Annotated in this window: 14 protein-coding genes; 9 read left to right on the top strand and 5 right to left on the bottom strand. The window is 65.0% G+C overall.

Features of this window, described 5'->3' with window-relative positions; all coding sequences use genetic code 11:
• The first annotated feature begins 30 nt into the window (after positions 1 to 30).
• The 6 genes from nrdI to ACXZ1E_RS04660 all read left to right on the top strand — a co-directional run bounded on the left by nrdI (position 31) and on the right by ACXZ1E_RS04660 (position 8,569).
• Positions 31 to 453, top strand: a complete 423-nt coding sequence (gene nrdI, locus ACXZ1E_RS04685) for a class Ib ribonucleoside-diphosphate reductase assembly flavoprotein NrdI (RefSeq protein WP_458352055.1) — start codon at positions 31 to 33, stop codon at positions 451 to 453.
• A complete protein-coding gene (gene nrdE, locus ACXZ1E_RS04680; protein WP_458352054.1) occupies positions 435 to 2,606 on the top strand; it encodes a class 1b ribonucleoside-diphosphate reductase subunit alpha in 2,172 nt (723 codons plus the stop codon). The genes nrdI and nrdE overlap by 19 nt, the downstream gene beginning before the upstream one ends.
• Before the next feature lie 448 nt (positions 2,607 to 3,054).
• Positions 3,055 to 4,029 carry a class 1b ribonucleoside-diphosphate reductase subunit beta gene (gene nrdF / locus ACXZ1E_RS04675; RefSeq protein ID WP_458042257.1) on the top strand — a complete coding sequence of 325 codons (975 nt, stop codon included), beginning with the start codon at positions 3,055 to 3,057 and terminating at the stop codon, positions 4,027 to 4,029.
• A gap of 24 nt (positions 4,030 to 4,053) precedes the next feature.
• Entirely contained in the window at positions 4,054 to 4,419 is a 366-nt protein-coding gene (locus tag ACXZ1E_RS04670; protein ID WP_458042256.1) for a hypothetical protein, read from the top strand.
• Between the two features lie 3 nt (positions 4,420 to 4,422).
• The gene (locus ACXZ1E_RS04665; RefSeq protein WP_458042255.1) at positions 4,423 to 7,140 is read left to right on the top strand and encodes a DNA methyltransferase; all 2,718 of its coding nucleotides are present in this window, start codon (positions 4,423 to 4,425) and stop codon (positions 7,138 to 7,140) included.
• 118 nt (positions 7,141 to 7,258) lie between these two features.
• Positions 7,259 to 8,569, top strand: coding sequence for an ISL3 family transposase (locus ACXZ1E_RS04660; RefSeq protein ID WP_458042254.1), 1,311 nt, complete (start codon positions 7,259 to 7,261; stop codon positions 8,567 to 8,569).
• Positions 8,570 to 8,574: 5 nt separating this feature from the next.
• On the opposite strand, the gene ACXZ1E_RS04655 is transcribed toward ACXZ1E_RS04660, so the two are convergent.
• The 4 genes from ACXZ1E_RS04655 to ACXZ1E_RS04640 form a co-directional block, all read right to left on the bottom strand.
• Positions 8,575 to 9,468 (bottom strand): exonuclease domain-containing protein, encoded by an 894-nt coding sequence (locus tag ACXZ1E_RS04655; protein ID WP_458042253.1) that lies wholly within the window; start codon positions 9,466 to 9,468, stop codon positions 8,575 to 8,577.
• Between the two features lie 107 nt (positions 9,469 to 9,575).
• A complete protein-coding gene (locus ACXZ1E_RS04650; protein WP_458042252.1) occupies positions 9,576 to 10,910 on the bottom strand; it encodes a HipA domain-containing protein in 1,335 nt (444 codons plus the stop codon).
• Positions 10,903 to 11,508 carry a helix-turn-helix transcriptional regulator gene (locus tag ACXZ1E_RS04645; RefSeq protein ID WP_458042251.1) on the bottom strand — a complete coding sequence of 202 codons (606 nt, stop codon included), beginning with the start codon at positions 11,506 to 11,508 and terminating at the stop codon, positions 10,903 to 10,905. The genes ACXZ1E_RS04650 and ACXZ1E_RS04645 overlap by 8 nt, the downstream gene beginning before the upstream one ends.
• Positions 11,509 to 11,664: 156 nt before the next feature.
• Entirely contained in the window at positions 11,665 to 12,789 is a 1,125-nt protein-coding gene (locus tag ACXZ1E_RS04640; protein ID WP_458042250.1) for a class I SAM-dependent methyltransferase, read from the bottom strand.
• 104 nt (positions 12,790 to 12,893) lie between these two features.
• Between ACXZ1E_RS04640 and ACXZ1E_RS04635 the strand changes: the two genes are divergently transcribed.
• Complete coding sequence (locus ACXZ1E_RS04635; protein ID WP_458042249.1) at positions 12,894 to 14,417, top strand: ATP-dependent DNA ligase; 1,524 nt, start codon at positions 12,894 to 12,896, stop codon at positions 14,415 to 14,417.
• A gap of 60 nt (positions 14,418 to 14,477) precedes the next feature.
• Positions 14,478 to 14,942, top strand: coding sequence for a DUF3817 domain-containing protein (locus ACXZ1E_RS04630; protein WP_458042248.1), 465 nt, complete (start codon positions 14,478 to 14,480; stop codon positions 14,940 to 14,942).
• Here the strand turns inward: ACXZ1E_RS04630 and ACXZ1E_RS04625 are convergent.
• The gene (locus tag ACXZ1E_RS04625; RefSeq protein ID WP_458042247.1) at positions 14,939 to 15,730 is read right to left on the bottom strand and encodes an EI24 domain-containing protein; all 792 of its coding nucleotides are present in this window, start codon (positions 15,728 to 15,730) and stop codon (positions 14,939 to 14,941) included. The two genes, ACXZ1E_RS04630 and ACXZ1E_RS04625, sit on opposite strands and share 4 nt — an antisense overlap.
• 51 nt (positions 15,731 to 15,781) lie before the next feature.
• Between ACXZ1E_RS04625 and nhaA the strand changes: the two genes are divergently transcribed.
• Positions 15,782 to 17,671, top strand: a complete 1,890-nt coding sequence (nhaA, locus tag ACXZ1E_RS04620) for a Na+/H+ antiporter NhaA (RefSeq protein ID WP_458042246.1) — start codon at positions 15,782 to 15,784, stop codon at positions 17,669 to 17,671.
• Positions 17,672 to 17,700: the final 29 nt, after the last annotated feature.

The following is a 17,700-nucleotide window of genomic DNA, read 5'->3' as shown; positions in this document are numbered from 1 at the left end:
CCGGCGCACGGGAGGTGCGATGTGAGCGCAGTGGCGACACACGCGCCCCTGCTCGTGTACTTCTCGAGCGTGTCGGGCAACACCGCCCGGTTCATCGAGAAGCTCGGGATGCCGGCGGTCAGAATCCCTCTGCAGGGGGAGGAATCGCCCGTCGTCGATGAGCCGTTCGTGCTCGTCACCCCGACATACGGCGGGGGCAAGGGGCGGGGCGAAGAAAAGGGCGCCGTTCCCAAACAGGTGATCCGCTTCCTCAACGAGGAGCGCAACCGCCAGTTCATCCGGGGAGTCATCTCCGCGGGTAACACCAACTTCGGTGAGTCATTCGGACTCGCCGGCGACATCATCAGCCGCAAGTGCAACGTGCCGCACCTGTATCGGCTCGAACTGTTCGGCACGCCAGAAGACATCGATCGCGTGAGCGACGGATTGGAACGATGGTGGATACAGCACTGACCGAGACTCCCCTCAAGCAGACGCCTTTTAAAGACAACGCGGCGTTCGACGGGATGGACTACCACTCCCTGAACGCGATGCTCAACCTGTACGGAGCCGACGGCAAGATCCAGTTCGACGCCGACAAGCGCGCCGCGCGGGAGTACTTCCTGCAGCACGTCAACCAGAACACCGTCTTCTTCCACTCCCTCAAGGAGCGTCTCGACTACCTGGTCGAGAAGGAGTACTACGAACCGGCTGTGCTGGCGAAGTATCCGTTCGAGTTCATCCAGGAACTCAACGACTTCGCGTACGGCAAGAAGTTCCGCTTCGAGACGTTCCTCGGGGCGTTCAAGTACTACACGAGCTACACGCTCAAGACCTTCGATGGCAAGCGTTACCTCGAGCGGTTCGAAGACCGCGTCGTCATGACCGCGCTCGGCCTGGCCGACGGCGACCAGAAGCTCGCGATGGAACTCGTTGAAGAGATCCTCTCGGGCCGCTTCCAGCCCGCCACCCCGACGTTCCTCAACACGGGCAAGGCCCAGCGCGGCGAGCTCGTGTCGTGCTTCTTGCTGCGCATCGAAGACAACATGGAGTCGATCTCGCGCGGCATCAACTCCTCGCTGCAGCTCTCCAAGCGCGGCGGCGGCGTGGCCCTGCTGCTCTCGAACATCCGTGAGTCCGGCGCCCCGATCAAGCAGATCGAGAACCAGTCCTCGGGCATCATCCCCGTCATGAAGCTGCTCGAAGACAGCTTCAGCTACGCCAACCAGCTCGGCGCGCGTCAGGGCGCGGGAGCTGTGTACCTGCAGGCGCACCACCCCGACATCCTGCGGTTCCTCGACACCAAGCGTGAGAACGCGGACGAGAAGATCCGCATCAAGACGCTGTCGCTCGGTGTCGTCGTGCCCGACATCACGTTCGAGCTCGCCCGCAACGACGAAGACATGTACCTCTTCTCGCCGTACGACGTCGAGAAGGTCTACGGCGTGCCCTTCGGCGACATCTCGGTCACCGAGAAGTACCGCGAGATGGTCGATGACGCGCGTATCAAGAAGACCAAGATCAACGCCCGCGAGTTCTTCCAGACCCTCGCCGAGATCCAGTTCGAATCGGGCTACCCGTACATCATGTTCGAGGACACGGTGAATGCGGCCAACCCGATCAAGGGCCGCATCAACATGTCCAACCTCTGCAGCGAAATCCTGCAGGTGAACACGCCGACGACGTACAACGAAGACCTCTCGTACTCGAAGATCGGCAAGGACATCTCCTGCAACCTCGGGTCGCTGAACATCGCGCTCGCGATGGACTCGCCCGACCTCGGCAAGACGGTCGAGACGGCCATCCGGGGTCTGACAGCGGTCAGCAACCAGAGCCACATCCGTTCCGTCCGCTCGATCGAAGAGGGCAACGACCGCACTCACGCGATCGGCCTCGGCCAGATGAACCTGCACGGCTACCTCGCTCGTGAGCGCGTCTTCTACGGTTCGGAAGAGGGCATCGACTTCACCAACATCTACTTCTACACGGTGCTCTTCCACGCCCTGCGCGCCTCGAACGAGATCGCGATCGAGCGCGGACAGGCCTTCGAGGGCTTCGAGGACTCCAAGTACGCGTCGGGGGAGTTCTTCGACAAGTACATCGAGCGCGCCTGGGTTCCTGAGACCGACAAGGTGAAGGACATGTTCGCCGGCGTCCACATCCCGACACAGGATGACTGGACGGCGCTGAAGGCGAAGATCCAGCAGCACGGTATCTACAACCAGAACCTTCAGGCCGTGCCGCCGACCGGGTCGATCTCCTACATCAACAACTCGACGTCGTCGATCCACCCGATCGCGGCGAAGGTCGAGATCCGCAAGGAAGGCAAGCTCGGCCGCGTCTACTACCCGGCCGCGTTCATGACGAACGACAACCTGGAGTACTACCAGGACGCCTACGAGATCGGCTACGAAAAGGTCATCGACACGTACGCCGCGGCGACGCAGCACGTCGACCAGGGCCTGTCGCTGACACTGTTCTTCAAGGACACCGCCACGACGCGTGACATCAACAAGGCGCAGATCTACGCGTGGAAGAAGGGGATCAAGACGATCTACTACATCCGCCTGCGTCAGATGGCCCTCGAGGGCACGTCGATGGACATGTGCGTCTCGTGCACGCTGTAGTCGCTCTTCGCTTGTCTTGAAAACTAAACAAGTTTGGGGCCGACCCGAAACGGAGTCGACCCCAAAAGCCCCGGATGCGGAGCTTCCAATTGGCGTTGGAGCACCGACTATACAGGAGTTGACCGGGCCAACCAGGCCCATTCCTTCCGGGGTTTCATAGCCCCGGAAGGAGGTGAAATGGTGGCAGGACGATCTGTAAATCGGAGCGCTAAGAGCGGGCGATTTGTCTCGAACGCGGCGGCAGCTAGGTGGCCGGGCAAGACGACCACCGAGCGGGTTGGCTCGGGGACTTCGAACTCGACAACAGTGCACCGCTCTGCGTCGACCGGACAATTCGTAACCAAGCGCGCGGCCGACGGGAATCCCGGCGGAACTATCTCTCAGAGGGTCTGACAAAACAGTGGGCCCGGGCGTTGCCCGGGCCCACTGCCAGACAGAAAGAACGAAAATGGCCGAAAAGCTCAAGCTCCTGAACGAGGTTCAGGCGATCAACTGGAACCGCATCGAAGATGAGAAGGATGTCGAGGTGTGGAACCGCCTCGTCAACAACTTCTGGTTGCCCGAGAAGATCCCGCTCTCGAACGACATCCAGTCGTGGAACACGCTGACCCCCGACGAGCAGCTGCTGACGATGCGTGTGTTCACGGGCCTGACCCTGCTCGACACCGTCCAGGCCACGGTCGGCGCCGTATCGCTCATCCCAGACGCGATCACGCCGCACGAAGAGGCGGTGTACACCAACATCGCGTTCATGGAGTCGGTGCACGCCAAGAGCTATTCGTCGATCTTCTCGACGCTCTGCTCGACGAAAGAGATCGACGAGGCGTTCCGTTGGTCGGTCGAGAACCCGAACCTTCAGAAGAAGGCTCAGATCGTCATGGATTACTACCGTGGCGACAGCCCGCTCAAGCGCAAGGTCGCCTCGACCCTGCTCGAGAGCTTCCTCTTCTACTCGGGCTTCTATCTGCCGATGCACTGGTCGTCGCGCGCCAAGCTGACGAACACGGCCGACCTGATCCGCCTGATCATCCGCGACGAGGCCGTGCACGGGTACTACATCGGCTACAAGTTCCAGAAGGGACTCGAGAAGGTCTCGCAGGCCGAACGTGACGAGCTCAAGGACTACACGTTCTCGCTCATGTACGAGCTCTACGACAACGAGGTGCAGTACACGCAGGACCTCTACGACGGCGTCGGCCTGACCGAAGACGTCAAGAAGTTCCTGCACTACAACGCCAACAAGGCCCTGATGAACCTGGGCTACGAGGCGATGTTCCCCTCGACCGTCACGAACGTGAACCCGGCGATTCTGTCGGCGCTGTCACCCAACGCGGACGAGAACCACGACTTCTTCTCGGGCTCAGGCTCGTCGTACGTGATCGGCAAGGCTGTCGCGACCGAGGACGACGACTGGGACTTCTAGGCCCGATGTGGTTCTGTGGACAACATGGAGTCCACAGGATCTGTAGATGACGAATCGGATGTCGGGGCCGCCGCGTACGGTAAGCCCCAGGCATCCGGTTTCGATCAGGAGGATCGCATGGTTCAGCAGGTGGCGACCGGACAGCGTTCCGAGGGTCAGCGTTCGGACGAGCAACGCGCTCGCGAACAGGTCATGGGCGAGGTTTCTGATGTGCTTTTGAACCTCGAGCACGCGATTACTCGCTCGAAGCGCGCGCTCGCGAATATCCGAAAAGTGGGTGGCTCGCAGAACGAAGAGCTCGTGTTGCAAGAGACCTTGGATGAACTGCAGAAGCTGCGCAAGCGACTGATGCAGGGGACGTACTACGCCGTCGAAACCCGGATGTTCTGATTCGTGGTCGACGGCGGGGTGCGTAGCGGCACCGAGATTCAGACTGCCCTCGCCGGTTTCGCGAGCAAGTGGCGAAGGTATTCCGGGAGCGAGCGCGCCGAGGCTCAGACGTTTCTCAACGAGTTGTTTGCTGCCTACGGCTCTGATCGTCAGGCGGTCGGGGCACTTTTCGAGGATTTCAAGAGCTCTGCCGGTTTCATGGATCTGCACTGGCCGGGTATCGCGATCTTCGAGATGAAGAAGCCCGGCACGCCTCTGGCTAAGGCTGCGGAGCAGATCGATCGGTACTGGCGTGAGTCGAGTGACGGTGACACCCCGGCCGCTCGCTGGGTTGTCGCCTGCAACTTTCAGCAGTTCGAGGTGTGGGAGCCCGGCCGGTTTCCGAAGGCGCCGCGCATCACGTTCGGGATCGACGAGCTTGCGGATCATTACGATGCGCTTCTGTTTCTGCAGAACGACACGCTCGAACCGGTGTTCAGCGAACACCGGCGAGAGCTCACCGCTGATGCGGCCCGGCACATCGCCGAGTTCTACCGGTCGATGATCGATCGGTCGGCTGCTCCGGTCGACGAGATTCAGCGTTTCACGATGCAGTTGGTGTGGTGCCTGTTCGCCGAAGATCTGGGGATGCTCGACGGGTATCCGCTCCAGTCGACCGTTGACGCGCTTCTCAAAGAATCTGACCCCGATTCGGCGCGCGACATCGGCTATCTCTTCAGCCTGTTGAATCAGAAGGGCGACCACAACCGCAAGGGCCGCTATTCGGGCACGCGCTACGTCAACGGCGATCTGTTCGCTCGTCCGGCAGCGGTGTTCTTGACGCGTGATGAGCTCGTCCATCTGCGACTTGCAGCCGAGTTCAATTGGCGCGAGGTCAACCCGACCATTTTCGGATCGCTGCTCGAGGGCGTTCTGGGTGACGATCGTCGCTCCGAGATCGGTGCGCACTATACGCACGAGGCCGACATCATGAAGATCGTCGCACCGACGATCGTGCGCCCCTGGCGCGAGCGCATCGACGGCGCCACATCCGTCTCGGATGCTGTGCTCGTGTTGCACGAACTGTGCGAGTATCGCGTGCTCGACCCCGCGTGCGGCTGTGGCAACTTCTTGTATGTCGCGTACCGCGAGCTACGCACGCTCGAGTACGAGGCGAAGCGGCGCATCGACGCGTTGGCCACGCAGACGGGCGCGGCGAAGCCGGTCGGCCCGCTGCCCTACTACCCTCTCGCGAACCTCTACGGCCTCGACATCGAGCGCGTCGCCGTCATGATCGCGCGCGTCACGCTCTGGATGGGCCACCGACAGATGGTGGATCGGGTGGGAGAAGCCGAGCCCGTGCTGCCGCTCGTCGACCTGTCGAACGTGCGCGCCGCCGATGCGCTCCGAACCGAGTGGCCCGAGGTCGACACGATCATCGGCAACCCGCCGTTCTTCGGATCCCAACGGCTGCGTGCTGCCCTGGGTGACGAGTACGTCGATTGGCTTAGTGCGCATTTTGGTGTCGGCGTCAAAGATCTTTGCGTCTACTGGTTTCGGATCACGCAGCAGCACCTCATGCCTGGGCAACGCGCTGGTCTCGTGGGCACGAATTCAATCTCGCAGAACAGAGCGCGCGGCGCGTCGCTCGAGTACATCGTCGAGACTGGTGGGGTAATCACCGACGCCGTGTCGTCGCAGAAGTGGCCTGGTGACGCGAAGGTTCACGTCAGCATCGTCAACTGGGTCAAGGAACCACACGCGGCGCCGGTTTCTTTTGACCTGGATGGAACAGAGGTTCAGGGAATCACTGCCTCATTGTTGGAGGGTTCCAGGGACGCATGGGAGCCGCGAGCTCTCGGGGCGAATGAAGATCATTGCTTCCAAGGACCCATCCCGGTCGGGAAGGGCTTCGTAATCGAGGACGCAGTCGCTCGATCCCTTCTGAGCGACGATGGCTTGCCATACCGTGACGTCGTTCGTCCTTACCTCACGAGCGATGACATCGCTGAAACCGTTGAGCAGATGCCAGGCCGCTGGGTGATTGACTTTGGTTCTCTCCCTCTCGAGGCCGCCGCTCGATATGACCGAGCGCTGCAAATTGTCCGCCGTGATGTGAAGCCTGAACGCGACACGAGTGGCGACAAGGGCTTCCGAACGAAGTGGTGGCAGTTTGGGCGGCCACGTGGCGAGATGCGCGCTGCGCTTAGATCACTGAGGCGATACGCATCGGTCGGCCGCCACGGAAAGCGGATGTTCATCGCGTGGGTTGAGCCCTGGACAATGGCAAGCGACGCAACAAATGTCTTCGCATTCGATGACGACTACAGCGTGGGGGTCTTGATGTCGCGCGCCCACGATGCGTGGGCCTGGGCGCAGTCATCGACGTTCAAGGGCGACCTCCGATACACACCGACAACCGCGTTCATGACCTTCCCGTGGCCCGACCCGGTCACACCCGCACAGCGTGATGCGGTGGCCGAGGCATCCGTCGCTCTCTATGCGCGTCGCGGCGAACTCTGTGTCGAACACGAGATGGGCCTGACGAAGCTCTACAACCTGATGGACGAGGGCGCGTTCGCCGATCTCGCGGCCCTCCACCGTCGACTCGACGAAGCCGTTGCCGCGGCATATGGATGGCCGAAGTCGGTAGCGCAGGATGGCCCCGAGCTGGTGCGCCGCCTGTCGGCTCTCAACCGCGAGATTGCCGAGGGTGGCCGCGCGTACGCGCCGTTCGCGTAGGCGGCGTCGCGCTTAACGGGCTCTTCGCAGATGAGGGTGTAGTCGCGTCGGTTTCCGGATAGGCGTCGAGGTCTTCCAGGATGGAAGTTCCTACACTCACCGTCCGAAAGACCTCGACGTGCTCCACGCTACCTTCGCCGACCCTGACCTGACCACGTTCTGCCGCCTCGACGAGCTCGGTCTCGATGCCGTCGGGCAGCTGCTCGAGCCGGATCGGGCGGTGATCGAGTGTCGGGTTGCGGAGTCGGATCCGTGGTGCCGGAAGTGCGGCGCGGAAGGTGTTCCGCGTGACACGGTCAGACGTCGCCTCGCACATGAACCGTTCGGGCACCGCCCCACGACACTTCTGGTGCGGGTGCGCCGGTATCACTGTGAGCACTGCTCTCGAACGTGGCGGGAGGACACGACGAAGGCTGCGCCCCGGCGGGCGAAGATCTCCCGTGGTGGGCTCACCTGGGCACTGACCGGGATCGTCATCGATCACCTGACCGTCTCCCGTGCTGCGGCAGGGCTGGGGGTGTCGTGGCATACGGCGAACACTGCGATCATCGCCGAGGGGAAGCGTCGTCTGATCGATGACCCGCACCGGTTCGACGGGGTTACCACTATCGGTGTCGACGAGCACGTCTGGCGACACACCCGGCTCGGCGACAAGTACGTGACCGTGATCATCGACCTCACCCCGACACGGAACAGGACCGGTCCCGCCAGGCTGTTGGACATGGTCGAGGGACGCTCGAAGGCCGTGTTCAAGCAGTGGCTCGCCGGCCGCCCGAAGGCCTGGCGCGACGGCGTCGATGTGGTCGCGATGGACGGGTTCACCGGGTTCAAGACCGCCGCAGCGGAAGAACTCCCCGACGCGGTCCCGGTGATGGACCCGTTCCACGTCGTCCGCCTCGCCGGCGACGCCCTCGACCGGTGCCGGCAACGCGTCCAACAGGCCACCCTCGGCCACCGCGGCCGCGCCGGCGACCCGCTCTACACGGCCCGACGCACCCTGCACACCGGCGCGAACCTGCTCACCGAGAAGCAACGCGCGCGCTTGGAGGCGTTGTTCGCTGGCGATGAGCACGTCGAGGTCGAAGCGACCTGGGGCATCTACCAACGCATGATCGCCGCCTACCGAGAACCCGACAAGACCAAGGGGAAGACCATGATGCAAGCAGTCATCGACTCCGTCACCAGCAGCGTCCCCCCAGCCCTCGTCGAGATCCGTCGCCTCGGCCGGACCCTGAAACAACGAGCGGTCGACGTGCTCGCGTTCTTCGACCGACCCGGCACTTCGAACGGACCCACTGAGGCCATCAACGGCCGCCTCGAACACCTCCGCGGCTCCGCCCTCGGCTTCCGCAACCTCACCAACTACATCGCGAGATCACTGCTCGAGTCCGGAGGATTCAGACCCCAACTACACCCTCGATTGCGATGAGCCGCTTAACGGCCCGGTTCGTAGGCCAACAGGGCGACCAGGTCGGCCTCGCTGATCAGCTCGACAGGCCGCCCCGCCGCGCGGAGGTCCATCGCCTTCTGCAGTTTCGCCGACACAGTAACCCCCTCCTTCAGCGTCGCGGGGTCGAATCCGCCGACCACTACGACATCCGTCTTCTTCGTCGGCCCCACCGTCACCGTGGCACCGAGCGCCGCACACGCGGCACGCGCCTCGTCGCGGGTGAATCCTTCGAGGTCACCGGTGAACGTCACGCTCGCCCCATAGAGCGGGTGGCCGGGGTCGGCCTCTGCGTTGTGAGTCGGGAGCGGAAGCGGCCGGTAATGCGAGCGCCGACTCTGCGCGACGGTGTTGATCGGCCACAGCGCATCTATGTCGTCGCCGCCGTGCCGTCGCGCAATAGTCAGCACGACGTCGGCGCAGGTGCGTGCGTCCTCTTCGGCATCATGATGTTCGAACGGGGCCAATCCGAGATGCTCGGCAACCTCGATGAGGCGGTAGCTCTCGAGTTCGAGGTGCGTTCGTGCCAGCACCCGTGCGCACCGCCAGACGCGGTCTTCGGCCTCGATCTCTGACAGGCGGGACGCTGCGGTGTACACGCCTTTGTCGAACGGGCTGTTGTAGGCAACGAGGGTGCCTTCGCCGGCATACTCGCTGATCGCCGCCAGCGAGTCGCCCCAGGTCGAGGCGTTGCGGACGTCTGCCGCGGTGATGCCGTGAATGTGGGTGTTCGTGAATCGACTGCCGGTTGGGGGCTGCACCTTCCAACTCGTGGTCTCGACCACCACACCGTTGCGCACCTGTGCGATTCCGACCGCACACACCGAGCCGCGCTGTTCGTTCGCCGTTTCGAAGTCGATCGCCGTGAAATCTAATGACATGGGTCCCCATCCGGGTCACGCTGGTCGGCTGGTCCGCCGATCAACGCTAGTACGGCTGGGCGTTGGTCCGTCGTACCCACTCAGAAAAGCCCTTCTGCCTAGATCTCTCACCCTCGGAGCGAGGAAGACCCTGTTCGGTTTCGTCCCTCGACGAGCAGATCCCGCACCCGCAGGGTCTGGGCGTAGGTCGCGTACGGATACAACTGAACGGCAGGAATCGCACGGAGGGGCTCGGGTAGCCCCTCCGTGGTTTCGGTAATGGCGCTCTGCACGTTCGTTGCGATGAGGAGAGCGAAGTCATCGAGGTATCCGTCGGGGAGCTTCGCATCTCGCTGCAGGGTCCGCAGGCTCTGCAGCCCGAACTCGCCGATCGTTGCCGCGCCGTCGACCGCGAAGGCGAGTTTGACGCCGTCGTAGGCCCGATAGTCCTTGGCGCGAACCAGGTCGGGTAGCTCGAAAGGGAGGGCAGAGTTCAGATCGTAGAACGGCGACAGGAATGAACCCGTGGGTGCGTGAGTGATCGAGTAGTTCTTCGAATGCCCGTCGTTGTGCCCGATGATCCACGAGAACACCAAGCACTCGGCGAAGCGCTGCTTGGCCGCCCTGGCCTGCGCCGGTGCTAGGTCGCGGTCGAAGACCGTGAAGATGTCGTGGTAGCTCGGGCCGGCGTCCCTCTCGTACTTGTTGAGGTAGGACGTGCCCGTTGCCTGCGCAAGATCCTCCTGGTGCAAGCGGACATATTGGTTGTCGACGACCAGGCGATCGAAACGTTCGACGACGAGGACGTGTTCGCCGTCGAACAGGCCGATCTCGGTGTCCGCGACGATCAGCCCGAGCCTGCGTGCCACCTGCAGCGTGATGTGCTCGGTAACGTCTGATCCGGTGAGGGTGCGCACTCCCGGCTTGAAGATGTGGGTCGAAGGATGCTGCCCCGTGGGCTCGAACCACCGACCGTCGCGCCGAGCCAGGGCGAACTTGCCCTGCGCCCCGCCGAGAGAGAATCCTTTTTCGACCGGGTTGTGCTCGAGCCAGTCGGAATCATCTGCCCGGATCTGGCGGATTCGGGCCGCAATTGAGTCGTCGCTCACAGGTGTGAGAGAGGCTGCAATACGCGGGGCGGTTTCCGCCGGGTAGAACTCGAGGGCTCCGGCGACGTCGGCGCCGTACACGGAAAGGAGATCGAAGGCGCTATCGCTGGACAGCTTGGCTTCCCGAGCCCACCGAGTCCTCACGTCGGGGCGGTCGGGGAGGAGGTTCTCGAGGAATCGCTTCGTCGTCTCGCCGGGGGCGACTCCTGGCACAACCGGAAGTTGCACCGAGATCGGAACCGGTTGCTCGCTCTCGACATAGTCCGGCAGGTAGCGCAGCTGCAGGTTGTTGCCTCGTCGTGAGATCGTGGCGACACGTCGACCATAGAGGTGGACGTCGAGCGTGTCAGTCATGAGGTTCCCGGTTCGAGACCTCGCGATCCGGATCGCCGGCCTTGATCGCCGCGTTCAGCAGAGCCTCGCGCGCCACTTCGGCAGTCGGCTCGGATCCTTCGCGCGCCGCGGTTTCTTGAACCCGGCCGGTCAGGTCGTCGAGAGCGCGTCGCCAGCGTGCCAGCGGCGTGGTGGTGTCGATCGTTCGGATCGCTGCCGCGACTGCGGAGCTTTCGGCGCTGCCGTGTGCCGCTGAGGCGAGGGCGGAGATGTCGATGTTGTTGATGGCTGCTGCGGCTGCTTGGGCGGCCGCAGCGGCATCGATAACGCGAGTGGTATGAACCGCGGAGGCGGCTTCCCGGAGAGCATTGTGGATTCCGCTGGGGAAGGGGATGTCGATGTGACGCTGTTCACCCGAGGTTGCTTCGAGACGGATGTCGAGCTTGTCGAGGATGCGGAGCACGGTGTCAAACGATGCGCCGCCGTGACCACGCTCGATCCGTGCCAGAGATTGCCGAGTGATGCCGACGGCGTCTGCGACGTCTTGCTGAGTGAGGCCCCGTGCCTGGCGTCGCGTCTTCACTGCGCGCGCCAGGTCGGCCGACTTCTGGATACGCATGTCGCCTCCGCTTCGCGCGATGTTAGATTCTGGCTACTTGGAGCCAGTGTTAGATTAATCTAACTCGAACGGAATGTCATATAAATAGAACATAAACGTCATGTTCGAAGTATCTAACGCAGAATAGGAAGTCGTGGTCGCGGAAAAAGAGTCGGCTCAGCGACGGGTCGAGAACGTGACCGTGAACTTCGACGTACGGGCGACCTGACGCGTCGGGCCAACCAGGCGCTCGAGGGGCTGCCGGTACTGCAGCGCCGAGTTCCAGACGGTCCACAGCTCGCCGCCCGGGCGCAGCACGCGAGCCGCGTCGGCGAACAGGTGCCGCGCGATCGTTTCGTCGATCGCCGCGCCGCGGTGGAACGGCGGATTCAGGGCGATGAACGACGCGCTCGCGTCGGGCAACGCCGACAGCGCGTCGTCGCGGGCCACGGACATCCGGTCTTCTATTCCGTTCGCGACCGCGGTCGCGCGTGCCGAAGCGACGGCAGCGGATGATTCGTCCGACGCGTACACGCGCAGGCTCGGGTACCGCAGTGCCAGCGTTGCGCCGACGATCCCGTTGCCGCACGCCAGATCGATCGCCGCGTCGTCATCCTCGCCCGGGATCGTGTCGGGCAAATTGTCGATCAGGAGCCGCGTGCCGATGTCGAGTGAGGAACCTGCGAACACGCCCCCGAACGCGCAGACGATCACGCCGTCGTGCTGGGTGCGAGTGGGCACCGGGTCGCGTCCGTCGTGGGGTTCGCGCGCGATGAGCACGCGCGACTTCTGCCGAGCGTGCGAGACGTCGAGCGTGGCGAAGTACTCGCGCAGCACGTCGTTCATGCCGAGGCTCATGTACTTGAGACGTCCGCCCGCGAACACCACAACGTCCGGCGCCGCGTGGGCGGCGATCAGGCCCGCGATGTCGCGCAGCGCCTCGAGCGAGCGCGGCAGTCGCAGCAACACGACGCGGGCGCCGCGTACGAGCTCGGCATCGAGGGGCATTGAGACGACGGATGGTTCGAGGCCCACCGACCGCGCGTTCGCGGCGAGCCCACGCTCGGACGCGAGAGGGTCCTGGTGTACGCGGACCACACCGGGGGAGTCATCCGTCTCGCTCGCGACCGTGAGCCCGAGCGCGCCGTACACGTCGCCGATGACGACGATGGCCTGCCGCTCAAGGCCCTGTCGCGCGGTGGCGGACTCGTCGAGCAGCAGGCGATCCGCGGCGTCGTGCGCTCGCAGGTCGGGATCGTCAGAATCGGGGAACGGGCGCAGCGCGTCGAGGTCGAGGGTCACCGCACCCACGTTATCCCGGGGACGTCGCGCCGCAGACCATGCCAGTGCCGGTCCGGGAGGCTCAGTGTCGGCCCCGTGTCGGAGGCCGGTGGCAAACTGACCGCATGCTGTTCGACGAACTCGCGGCAACGGCCGCCGCGGTCGGTGCCACGCGCTCTCGGCTCGCCAAGGTCGAGGTGCTTGCCGCCTTCCTGCGCGCGCTCGCGCCCGACGAAATAGTTCCGGCCACAGGACTCATGCTCGGCCGGCCGCGACAGGGAAAAGTCGGCGTCGGATGGCGAAGCCTGGCGGCGACGCTCGAGGCGTCCGCCCCCGCACCGACGCTCACGATCGCGGATGTCGATTCCGCATTCACGAAGTTGGTCGAGGCGTCCGGTTCGGGCTCCGCGGCGCGACGCGCGACCATCCTGCGCGAGCTCATGAACGCCGCCACCGAGCGCGAGCGCGAGACGCTCCGGGGTGCGCTCCTCGGCGAGGTGCGAACGGGTGCCCTCGAAGGCGTCCTGACCGACGCGATCGCCCGCGCCTCCGAGCGGCCCGTCGCGGACGTGCGTCGCGCGGCGATGCTGTCCGGAGACCTCGCGAGCACGGCTCGGGTCGCCCTGACCGGCGCGCCGGAAGATCTTGCGAACACAGGCCTCGTGGTGGGGCGCGCCATCCAGCCGATGCTCGCGAGCACGGCTCCCTCGATCGCCGAGGCGATCGCGGCCGTGGGTGAGGCATCCGTGGAGTACAAACTCGACGGGGCGCGCATCCAGGTCCACCGGAGCGGCGACGACGTGCGCATCTTCACGCGCAACCTCGCGGACATCACCCATCGTCTGCCCGAGATCGTGGACGTCGTGAGACGGATGCCTCTGCACGATGTCGTGCTCGACGGAGAAACGCTCGCGCTCGACGAGAACGATGCACCGCGCGCGTTCCAGGACACGATGGCGCGCTTCGGCGCAGAAACGGCGCGCGACATCGCCCTCCGGCCCTGGTTCTTCGACGTGCTGCACCTCGACGGGCGCGACCTGATCGATGAGCCCCTCACCGCGCGGCTGGACGCGCTCGCGAAGATTGCGCCGGACCACCGCATCCCGGGCGAGATCACGGCCGACCCCGAAACGGCCGAACGGATCGGCCGTGAGGCACTCGCCGCGGGGCACGAGGGCGTGATGGTCAAGGGCATCGACTCGCTCTACGCCGCCGGACGCCGCGGCGCGAGCTGGATCAAGGTGAAGCCGGTGCACACGCTCGACCTCGTCGTGCTCGCGGTCGAGCCCGGTTCGGGGCGTCGGTCGGGGCTGCTGTCCAACATCCATCTGGGCGCGCTCGACGCGACAGGGGAATTCGGGCCGGCGGGCGGATTCGTCATGGTAGGCAAGACGTTCAAGGGCATGACGGATGAGATGCTCGCGTGGCAGACCGCGCACTTCCCGACGATCGAGGTGCGCCGCGACCCGTACGTCCTCTGGGTCGAACCCGTGACCGTTGTCGAGATCGCGATCGACGGCGTCCAGCGTTCGTCCCGCTACCCGGGCGGCATCGCTCTGCGCTTCGCGCGGGTCCAGGGGTACCGCAGCGACAAAGAACCGCGCGACGCCGACACGATCCAGACGCTTCGGGGGATGCTGCACGGCTGACGGGGATCGGACACTCGCCCCGCCGTGGTGAGATGGAGACCTGACCCCGAGGAGTTTCCCGTGTTCCGCGCACCGCTCGCCCTCTTCCGCACTCTCGCGATCGCGGAGGCGATCTCGTGGACCCTGCTGATCACGGGGCTGATACTGCGGGCCACCATCGACCTGGACATCGCCGTCTCGGTCGGCGGGGGCATCCACGGCTTCGTGTTCCTGTCGTACGGCGCGACCGCTGTACTGGTTGCCAAGAATCAGCGGTGGCGTGCTGTCCCTACGATCGTCGCCATCGCGAGTGCGATCGTGCCCTACGCCACGATCCCGACCGAGATCTGGCTGCATCGCAGCGGTCGTCTCGACGGAACCTGGCGCCTCGAAGCGGGCGCCGACCCGCGCGATGGCGCCTGGCACGATCGCCTGATGCGGGCGTTGCTACGTCGCCCGTGGATCCTCGCCGTGTTGGTCGCGGCGCTCGTGATCGTGATCTTCGTGGTGCTGCTGATCGTCGGCCCGCCGGGCGGCCGCGACTAGGAACCCTGTTCCGGCCCCCGTTCGGAACCCACCGCGGGTCGCCGCTCGGGCGCGGCACGCTGTTCCGGCGCGACCAGCGACCGCGCGAGCACGGTTGAACCCGCGACCGCCGCGGGCATGATGAGCACCGCGCCGAGCGGAATGAAGAAGCACAGCTGCGTCGCGACGCCGAAGCCGAGAGTCCGGGCGCGGTTGCCGCCGAGCAGCGCGCGGCGCGTTGCCCGGTCGACGCCGCGAGCCGACAGGGCCCGTGATGAGAGCTCATCGGCCAGCAGCCAACCGGTCAGCAGGATGCCGCCCACGGCGCCAGCGAACCCGCCGACCACGGGAATGACCCCCAGCAGGCCCGCGGCGATGGCGATCAGGATGCCGCGCACGACGAACGAGACACCGTCGCCGACGGAATGCCAGAACCCGTAGGGAGCATCGGAAGGAGCGTCGCCGAACTCCCGTTCGGCCGCCCGCCAGATACGGTCGTAGAACGGCTCGCCGATCAGCAACGTCAGCGCGGTGAACGAAATAGCGATCAGCACGAGCGCGGTGCCGAGCATCGCCGTTCCGACGGCGAAACGCAGAACGCCCGCCCAGAGCCCCGGCCATCCGTCCGCGAACGGGGTGACGAGCTCGGCGAGCGAGGGAAGCTGTAACGACAGCGCGATGAGGCCCGCGAACAGGACGATGCCGACGATCGCCGCGGGAACCAGCCCGAGCGCCATGGTGCCCGGAATGCGTCGCCAGAGTGCGAGGCCGCGCCCGAGCATCCGCACACCCGTCAGGAACTCTCGCATCTCACCAGGCTAGGGCCGCCCGTGTCGGGCCGGCCCCCTATGCTGGGCGGCATGAGCGCTCCCGGGTCCGCCATGCCGTCGCGGCCCGTCACGCTCGAGCCACCGATATCGATGCGGATGAAGCGCGAACGCGACTCATCCGATCGCAAGGCGGCGGCTCTGCTGCTGATCTTCACGGCGCTGGCGATCTTGTGGGCCAACTCCCCCTGGGGCTACACGTACGAGCAGTTCTGGGGCATGCAGCTGGATGTTTCGCTCGGCGATCTCGAAGTCTCGGCAACGCTTCATGGTGTCGTCAACGACGCCCTGATGGCGTTCTTCTTCTTCCTCGTCGGGCTCGAGGTCAAGCGCGAGTTCGCGATCGGTGAGCTGACCGACCCGGCGAGGGCGCGTGTCCCCATTGCGGCGGCCGTGGCAGGGCTCATCCTGCCGGCTCTGATCTTCCTCGCGTTCGCCGCGTCGACCGACTACGCCCACGCGTGGGGTGTCGTGATCTCGACGGACACCGCGTTCCTCCTCGGCGCCCTCGCGATCATCGGCCCGAAATTTCCGGCTCGTCTGCGGACCTTCTTGCTGACGCTCGCGGTCGTGGACGACGTCGGTGCGCTGCTCGTGATCGCGTTGTTCTACAACGCGGGCATCCGCTGGGTCCCGCTCGCGGTCGCGATCGTGCTGGTCGCGGCGGTCGCGTGCGTGCGGTTTCTGCGCGCCGCGCGGGGGCTGAGCTACGCGGTGCTCGGTGTGGCCCTGTGGGTCGCGTTGGCGTACGCCGGCATCCACCCGACCCTCGCGGGCGTCGCCGTGGCGCTGCTGATCCCCGTTTTTGCGCCCCGTCGGGGCGACGTGGAGCGGACGGCCCAGCTCACCCAGGCGTTCCGTGAGTCGCCGAACACCCTCTATGCGGCCGCGGTGACTCGGAGCCTCCGCGACTCGCTGTCCATCAACGAGCGCCTGCAGACGGCCTGGTCGCCGTACATCTCGTTCCTCGTGCTGCCGATCTTCGCCCTCGCGAACGCGGGCGTGCACCTGGATGGTCAGGTGCTGGCGGCGGCCTTCACCTCGCCCCTCACGTGGGGCATCATCACGGCCCTTGTCGTCGGCAAGCTCCTCGGCATCCTCGGCGGCACAGCGCTCGTGCGCGCGTTCGGGGGTGGCAAGCTCGCGCCGGGACTCGGGATGCCTCGCATCGCCGGGGGAGCGGCTCTCTCGGGCATCGGCTTCACCATCTCGCTCTTCATCGTGACGCTCGCGATCGACGACGCCGAGGCGCAGGATCTTGCTCGTGTCGGTGTGCTCGCGGCATCCGTTCTCGCGTTCCTGCTGGGCTGGGTCATCTTCACGGTCGCGGATCGCCTGCAGCCGCCCCGGGCGATCGGTGCGCACCTCGTCCGACCCGTCGATCCCGAGCGTGACCACATTCGTGGGCCGGTCGATGCTCGCTACACGATCGTCGAGTACGGCGATTTCGAGTGCCCGTTCTGCAGTCGCGTGACCGGATCGATCGACGCCGTCTTCGATCGTCTTCCCGGGCAGGTGCGCTGGGTCTTCCGTCACCTCCCCCTCGATGCGGTGCACCCGCATGCCGAGGATGCGGCCAAGGCTGCCGAAGCCGCGGGACAGCAGGGACACTTCTTCGAGATGGCGCGGACGCTGTTCGCGAATCAGAAGGCGCTCGCGAGGGAAGACATTCGCGGCTACGCCACCGCGCTGGGGCTCGACATGGATCGTTTCGTCGATGACTTCCGCTCGGCAGAGGTCATTCGACGCGTCGACGACGACCGGCTCGACGCCGAGATGATGGACCTGCATTCCACACCCACGTTCTTCGTCGGCGAGAAGCGGCACGTCGGGCCCTACGACTCCGAAAGCCTCATTCGAGCACTCGAGGCGGCCGATCGAGCACAAGCGGGAATACCCACCGCCCCTCCGCGTTCAACTTGATACGAATGCACTCAACTCCTAAAGTTGAG

The organism is Pacificispira sp. HM-600 (assembly GCF_977993705.1).
Note: the sequence above shows the minus strand (reverse complement) of the source record. Positions and strands in the feature narration are given on the sequence as shown.